We start from the raw sequence: 8,218 nt of genomic DNA, 5'->3' as shown, positions 1-8,218 counted from the left end.
TTTCATTAACCACCAACTTAAGTTGGTGGTTAATAAGAAGATAGAGGTCATTAACCGATTCATCAGTTTCCAAATTTCGGGCAAAATTTCATACATATTCCAAATTATTGCCTTTTTAGAGTGAACTCAAACTTTTTAAAAAAACTTCCGAAGTTTTGATACTTCGGAAGTTTGATCGCTTAATCCAAGGGGCTGAAAAGATCTTTTCCAACTCCGCATTCGGGACAAACCCAATCTTCCGGCAGATCTTCAAAAGCAACATTGTCATTTGTCATCGGATCATAAATGTATCCGCAGGCATCACATACATATTTTTTCATTTTTCCTCCGAGCTTTTTGCCACTGACTTTCACTGACTGAACACAGATTATTTTTTTGACAGGATTAACGAGATATACAGGATTTTTTATGATTCAATCCGGTGAATCCTGTTATCTTGTCTTTTTTTGTCATAGAAAAGTCAGTGCAAGTCTCGTGGCTGTTTTAATAATTTTCCTTCCAAAGTTCAAAATAAGATTGCGGATGTTTGCATACAGGGCAGATTTTTGGAGCTTCTTCTGCTTCGTGAATGTATCCGCAATTTCGACATTTCCAATAAACCTTTCCATTTAATTTGAAGACTTTTCCTGCTTCAATATTTGCTAGTAGTTTTTTATATCTTTCTTCATGCTTTTTCTCTACTTTAGCTATTCCTTCGAACATGGCAGCAATATCATTGAATCCCTCTTCTCGAGCTTCTTCTGCCATGGTCGGATACATTTCGGTCCATTCGTAGTTTTCACCACCAGCAGCAGCTTTCAGGTTTTCGATCGTATTACCGATCCCATTCAAAGCTTTAAAATGCAATTTAGCATGTTCTTTTTCATTTTCAGCAGTTTCCATAAAGAAAGCTGAAATCTGTTCATAACCTTCTTTTTTTGCTACTTTTGCAAAATAAGTGTATTTATTTCTTGCTTGTGATTCACCTGCAAAAGCATCCCATAAGTTTTTCTCTGTTTTTGTGCCTTTTAATTCCGGCATGATTTTTCCTCCTATTTTTTTACGCTTTTCCGAAGCTTTCCGTTAAGAAATTCTTTCAAGTAAGATTCGGAAAGTTATCAATATCAATCTTTATTAATCTTCAAGCCAACCTTTTGAATCCTCAAAAGCAAAAAGAATTGGAAGAAAGACTTCGGTATGTTCCTATTTTGGTTCCCAATAACATTTTTTGGGAGATACGATCAGTTCTTCTTTTTTAAGAACTTTCATCACTTTATCGACTTCTTTCTTATCCAAACCGCTTAATTCAACGATCTCTCCACCTTTTAAAGATTTTCCTGCTTCTTGCATCGCATCTAAAATTACTTGTTTACTGTCTGCTATTTTTCCTCCTTGCCCCGGCTTATTTGATTTATTAATTCCAAGAAGCACTTAAAGTGATTTTCCTTTCGGTATAACTTGGTGTTTTTCAGTGTTTAATTTTTTCAGAATCTCGCATCCATTTTGAATTCTGAAACATCGAGCCAGAATCCGGAATTCGTAACCGAATCATATTCTGCCTGTAAAAGATCATAATGGAATTTTTCTTCTTCTCTTATTTTGCCGACTATTTCTTTTGTCTGTGTATCTTCAAGCTGTTTTATGATATCTGAGAAAAATACAATAGCCTTTCTTTCCAGTTCCATTCCGACTTTGATGGCTTCCAATTCGGAAGAACGATCTCCTTTCTCTAAATTGTGAAGAAGATCTTTTATTACCGGTGCCATTCCCTTGGAATTTTCTTCTTTTACTAATCTGTCCCAATCTTCACTGCCAACAATCGGACTAAAGATCTCTTTAAAATCACTTAAATGGCGGAGTTCGTCATTTGCTAATTTTTCAAACATCTTTTTTCCGAGTTTACTGCGAGTCATTTCTGCTGCTTTCCGGAAAAAACTTCTTCCATTGATCTCTAACTTGATAGCCTCTTTAGCAATCTCCAGCTTGTTTGATATATTCATATCCTCTCCTTGTTTTATTTAACATGAACATTTCCGAAGATCCAATCTCTGTTTGAGCTTTTGACCATTCGGAAAGTTCTATAATTTTAGCTTTTCCAGAGACCGTGTAAATTACACCATTCTCTAACTTCGATAATATCATCTTTTTTCACAGGAAATTCTGCTTGTGGTTTACTTCCCGGTTTCAGTTCTTTCCTGTAAACTTTGCACCCGGTCAGGACTTCGATAAATTTGATGTAATGGTTTTCCAGCATCGGATGTTCCTGGTTTTGACCGATTTTGATCAGAACACCATTTTCTGTTTCTTCGATATAAGGAACATGTTTTTCCGTAGAAGCATCTTCGGTTTTTGCTTCTAACTTAACCATTGGAACTCCACAGCAAACTAAAGCCGGAGCTCCTTCATTCATGATTTCAACGACATTACCACATTTTTCGCAGTAATAGATCTCTCTTAATTTTGTCATAATGACCTCCTTTTTTGTACCACCATCGTTCCGATGGTTTTCACTTCGAAATAATGAGATTATTTTTTATAGTTTAACAATTTTTCAATTCCCATCGGGACGATGGGGCTACAAACTTTCCAAAGCTTTTTCATAATCCGGTTCCTGAACAATTTCAGGAACAAGTTCCGTATAGATAACTTTCAAATTTTCATCCAAAACTATTACCGCTCTTGCCAGAAGACCTGCTAACGGACCATTTATGATCCTCAAACCATAATCTTCTCCAAAATCGAGATTTCTTAATTCACTCAACGAAATCACATCTTTCAGATCCTCGGCTTCACAAAACCTGTTATGGGCAAAAGGAAGATCGCGGGAAATGCAGAGAACAACAGTATTTTCCAATTTAGATGCTTCTTCGTTGAATCTGCGAACGGAATTTGCACAAACAGAGGTATCCAAACTCGGAAAAATATTCATCACAATTTTTTTCCCTTTGAAATCTTTTAATCCTACATCGGAAAGATCTGTTTTTGTTAAAACAAAATCTTTTGCTGGCGAACCAATTTCAGGAATATTTCCCGAAGTATTGATCTCGTTTCCTTTTAAAGTAATTTTCGACATTTTATTTTTCTCCTCTTAATTAACAGCGAACAAAAACTAACAAGAATGAATAATTCGTATCACAATCAATCTTGATTGTGCTCTCTCAAACAGGATTGTTTGAGTTACATGGTTAGTTTTGTAAGCTGATCCAATAGTTTTTCTTTTTTTTTTGTTAATGTTTTTTCATCAGGAATGTATTGAATTCTGATCTGTTCCAAAATATCAAATCCACATTGTTTGAGTTCATTTTCAATAATACCGACACTTTGTCCGCCCCAACCATACGAACCGAATGCCAGTCCGATCCTGCTTTTCGGAGCAAGTCCTTTCAAATAAGTCAGAAATGCCGAAACTGTCGGCAGGATATTGTTATTCAAAGTAGGAGAGCCGATACAGATATATTTTGCTGTTAAAATTTCTGTCATAATATCGGAAATATGGTTTACCTGTAAATTGAACATTTTTGTATGAACATCCTTTTCCTCAAAAGCTTCCTGGATCGTGTGGGCGATCTTTTCCGTTGATTTCCACATAGTATCATAAATGATCAAAGCCTTGTTCTCAACTTCATTAGCAGACCATTTTTTATATTCCTTAATAATATCAGAAATTCTGGATTGCCAGATCAAACCGTGACTCGGACAAATCGTTTCTATATCCAGTGTTCCCACAACTTCCAATGCTTTTTGGACCTGTCTACCGTAGGGAAGAACAATATTTGCATAATATTTCTCTGCTTCGTGCATCAAAATATTGAAGGGAAATTCATCGTCGAAGCGTTCCGAAGATGCAATATGCTGTCCAAAAGCATCATTGGAAAAAAGAACTTTTACTTCGGGACAGTAGGAAACCATATTATCCGGCCAATGAACCATCGGTGTCTGTACAAAATGCAGACTTCTTCTGCCTAATTCTAATATGTCACCGGATTTAACGGTTTGGAAATTCCAATCCTGTTTGAAATGTTTTTGCAGACCTTCCACACCTTTTGGAGAAGCAATTACTTTTGCATTCGGACACAATTTTTTCATTTCAGGAAGCGAACCCGAATGATCCATCTCGATATGATTCTGGATGATGTAATCGATTTTAGCAGGATCGACAATCGCAGAGATTCGTTTGAGCAATTCTTCAAAAAGATAATATTTCACATTGTCAATAAGAGTTACTTTTTCATCGAATATTAAATATGAATTGTAGGTCGAACCTCTTTGGGTTAGATATCCGTGAAAATTACGCAGATCCCAATCGATTCCTCCAACCCAGTAAATACCTTCTTTGATCTTAATCGGTTTCACTAAATCCTCCTTTTTTTAGCAACGAACAAAACTAACAAAACGAACAATTAAACACTTCATTTCATTTTTTTTTCTGACAAACCGGACAATAATATGTCGAGCGTCCAACCTGTTTAATTCTCTTTATTTGATGTCCTTGAGGACATTCTTTTTTTTGATAAACATTTAAGAATTTTTGAAATTCTCCGGTCTTATCTTCCACACTTCTATAATCGGAAATTGTTGTTCCATTATATTTAATTGCTTCCTTAAGAACTTTTTTTGTTTCTTTTACGATCAAATTTAATTTTCTTATAGATAATTCATTCCCTTTCTTCTGTGGAGAAATTTTTGCTCGATAGAGAATCTCACATACATAAATATTTCCTAATCCGGCAACAATACTCTGATTCAGGAGAAGATTTTTTATAGAGCTTCTCCGATTTCTAAATCTTTTTCTTAAATATTCAGCAGTAAAATCATCAGAAAGCGGCTCTAAACCCAATTTTTCTAAACTTTCAATTCTATTTTTAATATCATATATTTGAATTTTCCCAAAGGCTCTCACATCATCAAAGATCAGTTTTGTCTTATCATCAAAAATGAAATACGCTCTTTCGTGAGTGGATTTCTTATCTAAATTTTTCTCAAAAATCATTTTGCCTGTCATCCGCAAATGAATAACGAATTTATATCCATTTGAAGTATGAAATATAATGTATTTTCCTCTCCTTGAAATGGCTGATATCGAACCGAATTCACAAGTTGGAACACGAATAAAATTCCGGATAGTTCCTTTTCTTTCCTCAAAAAGAGAAACTATTTTTTTGTTAAGAATCTTCTTCTTCAAACCTGCTACGATCGTTTGCACTTCAGGAAGCTCTGGCATTTTATCTCTCTTTCTTTCTGCAATTCTTACAGATTCCTTTCAGATTTACATGATGTTCAAGAACTTTATGACCGTCCACATCTTTATTTTTTAGACATTCATAAGATGCTGATATATCAAATATTTTCCCGCAATTCACACATTTAAAATGAATATGCGGTTCAGTATTATATTCGTATCTGACTTCATTTTCAAATAATGATAATTCCGCTAAAATCCCTTTTTCAACAAATGTTTTGAGGGTATTATAAACCGTAGTTTTGGATAAGGTTGGAATTTCATCTATCAAAGCTTTGTAGATCATATCTGCAGTCGGATGAGTTTTATAATTATGAAGATATTCCAGGATCTTGATTCGCTGTAAAGAAGGAGCAATTTTGTGCTCTTTTAAAATCTCAATAAAATTAATCATTATTCCCTCTTTGTTACAATAACATTAATGTAACGATTACAAAGTAATAATAATTTTATAAAAAGCAAATCTTTTTTTATTTTTTTAAAAATAGAAACCGAGATGAAATTACTCCATCTTAATTTTTTGAAAATTCATTTGATTTCGGAAATCCCTTTTCTCTCCTCAATTGAAAATTATGATTAGATATCGTTTTATACAATTCAAAATTAAATCCCCAAAACAGCCAATCTCCAAATCAACAAATGTATTTATTGAGTTTCTTTCCAAAGTTCATAATTCGGTAAAAGACCGTGAGCATCAGTCATATCATCTTTAACATTCGTTTCTTTTATTGTTTCAATATCTTATATCATTTCTAAATACAAATATGAAAAAGGGAGAAACAGTTAAAACTATTTATTGCTGTTTCTTATGTTATCCACAAATACAAAACTCAAAAAAAAATATCATATTCTTGACGAAAAAAGCATCTAAAATTTTTTCGACCACAGAACGAGATTGTTCGAGAATTGGAGGGGAAATTGAAAGCTGATGAAAAAAAGAAAATCATCACCCAGGTTGCTCAAAAAATATTTTCCAGATACGGTTTAATAAAAACAACTGTCGATGAAATTGCCAAAGCAGCAAGAATGGGAAAAGCTTCTCTGTATCATTATTTTAAGAGCAAAGAAGAGATATTTAAAGAAGTCGTCGAGCAGGAAAACAGATTTCTGAAAGAAAAGATCAGGGAAGCGATCATCAATGAAGATACTCCTCAAAAGAAAATGAAAATTTACATTTTAAAGAAAATGGAGCATCTCAAAGAACTCGCTAATATTCACAGTGCGCTTGAAGATGATTACCTGGAACATTACGCTTTCATTGAAAAAATACGGGAAAAGAACAGCCGGGAAGAACTGTTTACAATCCGGGAAATTTTACAGGACGGAGAAGATAAAGGAATTTTTGAAATAAACGATATTGAATTGACAGCGTTTGCAATTGCTTCTGCTTTAAAAGGTTTGGAATATCCGTGGTCGATAAATATTTCTTTTCCTGAAATCGAATCAAATGTCGATAAATTATTGGAAATACTTTTCAATGGAATCGTGAAGAAGTGATATATTTTTTAATCTGAAACTCGAACAAAAAACCTATATGGTCGTATATTGAAGGAAGGAAAAATGAACATTATCATAAAAGAAGTTCAAAATAAAAAAGACCTGAAAAAATTCATCTCGTTTCCAAATCAACTTTATAAAAGAAATAAATACCGGATTCCTCCTTTAAGAAATGATGAATTTAATATCCTCGATAAAGAGAAAAATCCAGCCTTTGATTTCTGCGATGTTAAGTTATGGCTCGCTTATAAAAATGAAAAAGTTTCGGGAAGAATTGCCGGAATCATAAATTACCGCTACCTCGAAAAGTGGAAAAATAAATATGCCCGTTTTGGTTGGATAGATTTTATCGATGATGAAAATGTATCAAAATCTCTGCTCGAAACAGTAGAAAATTGGGCGAAAGAAAATGGAATGGAAGCAGTTCACGGACCTCTCGGTTTCACAGACCTCGATCCTGAAGGAATGCTGATCCAGGGATTCGAAGAACTGGGAACAATTGCGACGATCTATAATTATCCCTATTATTCCAAACATCTTGAAAAAAGCGGATATGTAAAGGATATCGATTGGATTGAATTTGAAGTAAAAGTGCCGGATAAAATTCCTGAAAAAATCGAAAGAATCGCCAATATCGTTGAGAAAAAATATAAATTAACAACATTAAAAACTAAAAGTTCAAAAGATCTGAAACCTTATGCTAAAGAAATTTTCAAAGTTCTAAACAATGCCTTTGAACCTCTTTACGGTGTTGTGCCTTTAACGGAAAAACAGGTCGAAAAATATATCGGACATTATATGGGAATCATTCCGCATAAATTCATCTCTCTTATCCTCGATGAATCCGGCAAAATTGCTGCTTTCGGAATTACCATGCCGTCTTTATCCAAAGCTTTTCAAAAAGCAAAGGGAAGACTGTTGCCTTTTGGTTTCCTTCATATCCTGAAAGCATTAAAAAAGAATGATTCCGTAGATTTATTCCTGGTAGCAGTTCGTCCCGATTTGCAGGGAAAGGGAGTAAATACTCTCTTATTTAAAGAATTAATTCAAACTTATATCGATCATAAAATCGAAAAAGCAGAGACGAATATCGAACTGGAAAGCAACACCAAAGTTCAAGCACAATGGAAATTCTTTGAACATCGTCAGCATAAAAGAAGAAGATGTTATATAAAACATTTGTAATATGGGTTGTGTAACATAAATTATGAAAGATTATTGAAAAACTAAAATCAAGAACATCGGAATGTTCAGCTTGCTGATCTTCCGATTGTACGGATAGGAACACATCAACATTCCGAAGATTCGACAAGTCGAAATATTCGGAAGTTACAAAATTAGGAGTCAAAGTGAAAAACGCAACAGAACTACTCATAATACATCGAACCGGAGAAATTATTGGATTAATTGCAATAATTACAGGTGTTAATTGTTTATTAAAAAAGTTAAATAGTAAATTATGTGATGTTAATTTCGTTTGATCTTTATGATTAACCACAATAA

Annotated in this window: 11 protein-coding genes; 2 read left to right on the top strand and 9 right to left on the bottom strand. The window is 33.9% G+C overall.

Going from position 1 to position 8,218, the window contains the following annotated elements; all coding sequences use genetic code 11:
• Positions 1 to 179: 179 nt before the first annotated feature.
• From ENL20_11085 to ENL20_11045, 9 genes are all read right to left on the bottom strand, one after another.
• Positions 180 to 320 carry a rubredoxin gene (locus ENL20_11085; protein ID HHE39095.1) on the bottom strand — a complete coding sequence of 47 codons (141 nt, stop codon included), beginning with the start codon at positions 318 to 320 and terminating at the stop codon, positions 180 to 182.
• 163 nt (positions 321 to 483) lie between these two features.
• Positions 484 to 1,020 (bottom strand): rubrerythrin family protein, encoded by a 537-nt coding sequence (locus tag ENL20_11080; GenBank protein HHE39094.1) that lies wholly within the window; start codon positions 1,018 to 1,020, stop codon positions 484 to 486.
• A gap of 162 nt (positions 1,021 to 1,182) precedes the next feature.
• Positions 1,183 to 1,329 (bottom strand): MarR family transcriptional regulator, encoded by a 147-nt coding sequence (locus ENL20_11075; protein HHE39093.1) that lies wholly within the window; start codon positions 1,327 to 1,329, stop codon positions 1,183 to 1,185.
• Between the two features lie 134 nt (positions 1,330 to 1,463).
• Positions 1,464 to 1,979: a hypothetical protein gene (locus tag ENL20_11070; protein HHE39092.1), complete on the bottom strand. Its 516-nt coding sequence runs from the start codon at positions 1,977 to 1,979 to the stop codon at positions 1,464 to 1,466.
• A gap of 86 nt (positions 1,980 to 2,065) precedes the next feature.
• On the bottom strand, positions 2,066 to 2,446 hold the full coding sequence (locus ENL20_11065; protein HHE39091.1) for a desulfoferrodoxin: 381 nt from the start codon (positions 2,444 to 2,446) through the stop codon (positions 2,066 to 2,068).
• Between the two features lie 108 nt (positions 2,447 to 2,554).
• Positions 2,555 to 3,052, bottom strand: a complete 498-nt coding sequence (locus ENL20_11060; GenBank protein ID HHE39090.1) for a thiol peroxidase — start codon at positions 3,050 to 3,052, stop codon at positions 2,555 to 2,557.
• Between the two features lie 104 nt (positions 3,053 to 3,156).
• Positions 3,157 to 4,332, bottom strand: coding sequence for an FprA family A-type flavoprotein (locus ENL20_11055; GenBank protein ID HHE39089.1), 1,176 nt, complete (start codon positions 4,330 to 4,332; stop codon positions 3,157 to 3,159).
• Between the two features lie 61 nt (positions 4,333 to 4,393).
• Positions 4,394 to 5,200 carry a bifunctional DNA-formamidopyrimidine glycosylase/DNA-(apurinic or apyrimidinic site) lyase gene (mutM, locus tag ENL20_11050; GenBank protein ID HHE39088.1) on the bottom strand — a complete coding sequence of 269 codons (807 nt, stop codon included), beginning with the start codon at positions 5,198 to 5,200 and terminating at the stop codon, positions 4,394 to 4,396.
• 1 nt (position 5,201) lies between these two features.
• A complete protein-coding gene (locus ENL20_11045; GenBank protein ID HHE39087.1) occupies positions 5,202 to 5,612 on the bottom strand; it encodes a transcriptional repressor in 411 nt (136 codons plus the stop codon).
• 524 nt (positions 5,613 to 6,136) lie between these two features.
• Between ENL20_11045 and ENL20_11040 the strand changes: the two genes are divergently transcribed.
• Positions 6,137 to 6,715 carry a TetR/AcrR family transcriptional regulator gene (locus tag ENL20_11040; GenBank protein ID HHE39086.1) on the top strand — a complete coding sequence of 193 codons (579 nt, stop codon included), beginning with the start codon at positions 6,137 to 6,139 and terminating at the stop codon, positions 6,713 to 6,715.
• Between the two features lie 63 nt (positions 6,716 to 6,778).
• Positions 6,779 to 7,900, top strand: coding sequence for a hypothetical protein (locus tag ENL20_11035; protein HHE39085.1), 1,122 nt, complete (start codon positions 6,779 to 6,781; stop codon positions 7,898 to 7,900).
• Positions 7,901 to 8,218 lie beyond the last annotated feature (318 nt).

The organism is Candidatus Cloacimonadota bacterium (assembly GCA_011372345.1).
Taxonomy (GTDB): Bacteria; Cloacimonadota; Cloacimonadia; order Cloacimonadales; family TCS61; genus DRTC01.
Note: the sequence above shows the minus strand (reverse complement) of the source record. Positions and strands in the feature narration are given on the sequence as shown.

Coding starts and splice junctions, on each gene's coding strand:
- ENL20_11085 (HHE39095.1), bottom strand. CDS start 320: ATGAAAAAATATGTATGTGATGCCTGCGGATACATTTATGATCCGATG.
- ENL20_11080 (HHE39094.1), bottom strand. CDS start 1,020: ATGCCGGAATTAAAAGGCACAAAAACAGAGAAAAACTTATGGGATGCT.
- ENL20_11075 (HHE39093.1), bottom strand. CDS start 1,329: ATGCAAGAAGCAGGAAAATCTTTAAAAGGTGGAGAGATCGTTGAATTA.
- ENL20_11070 (HHE39092.1), bottom strand. CDS start 1,979: ATGAATATATCAAACAAGCTGGAGATTGCTAAAGAGGCTATCAAGTTA.
- ENL20_11065 (HHE39091.1), bottom strand. CDS start 2,446: ATGACAAAATTAAGAGAGATCTATTACTGCGAAAAATGTGGTAATGTC.
- ENL20_11060 (HHE39090.1), bottom strand. CDS start 3,052: ATGTCGAAAATTACTTTAAAAGGAAACGAGATCAATACTTCGGGAAAT.
- mutM (HHE39088.1), bottom strand. CDS start 5,200: ATGCCAGAGCTTCCTGAAGTGCAAACGATCGTAGCAGGTTTGAAGAAG.
- ENL20_11045 (HHE39087.1), bottom strand. CDS start 5,612: ATGATTAATTTTATTGAGATTTTAAAAGAGCACAAAATTGCTCCTTCT.
- ENL20_11035 (HHE39085.1), top strand. CDS start 6,779: ATGAACATTATCATAAAAGAAGTTCAAAATAAAAAAGACCTGAAAAAA.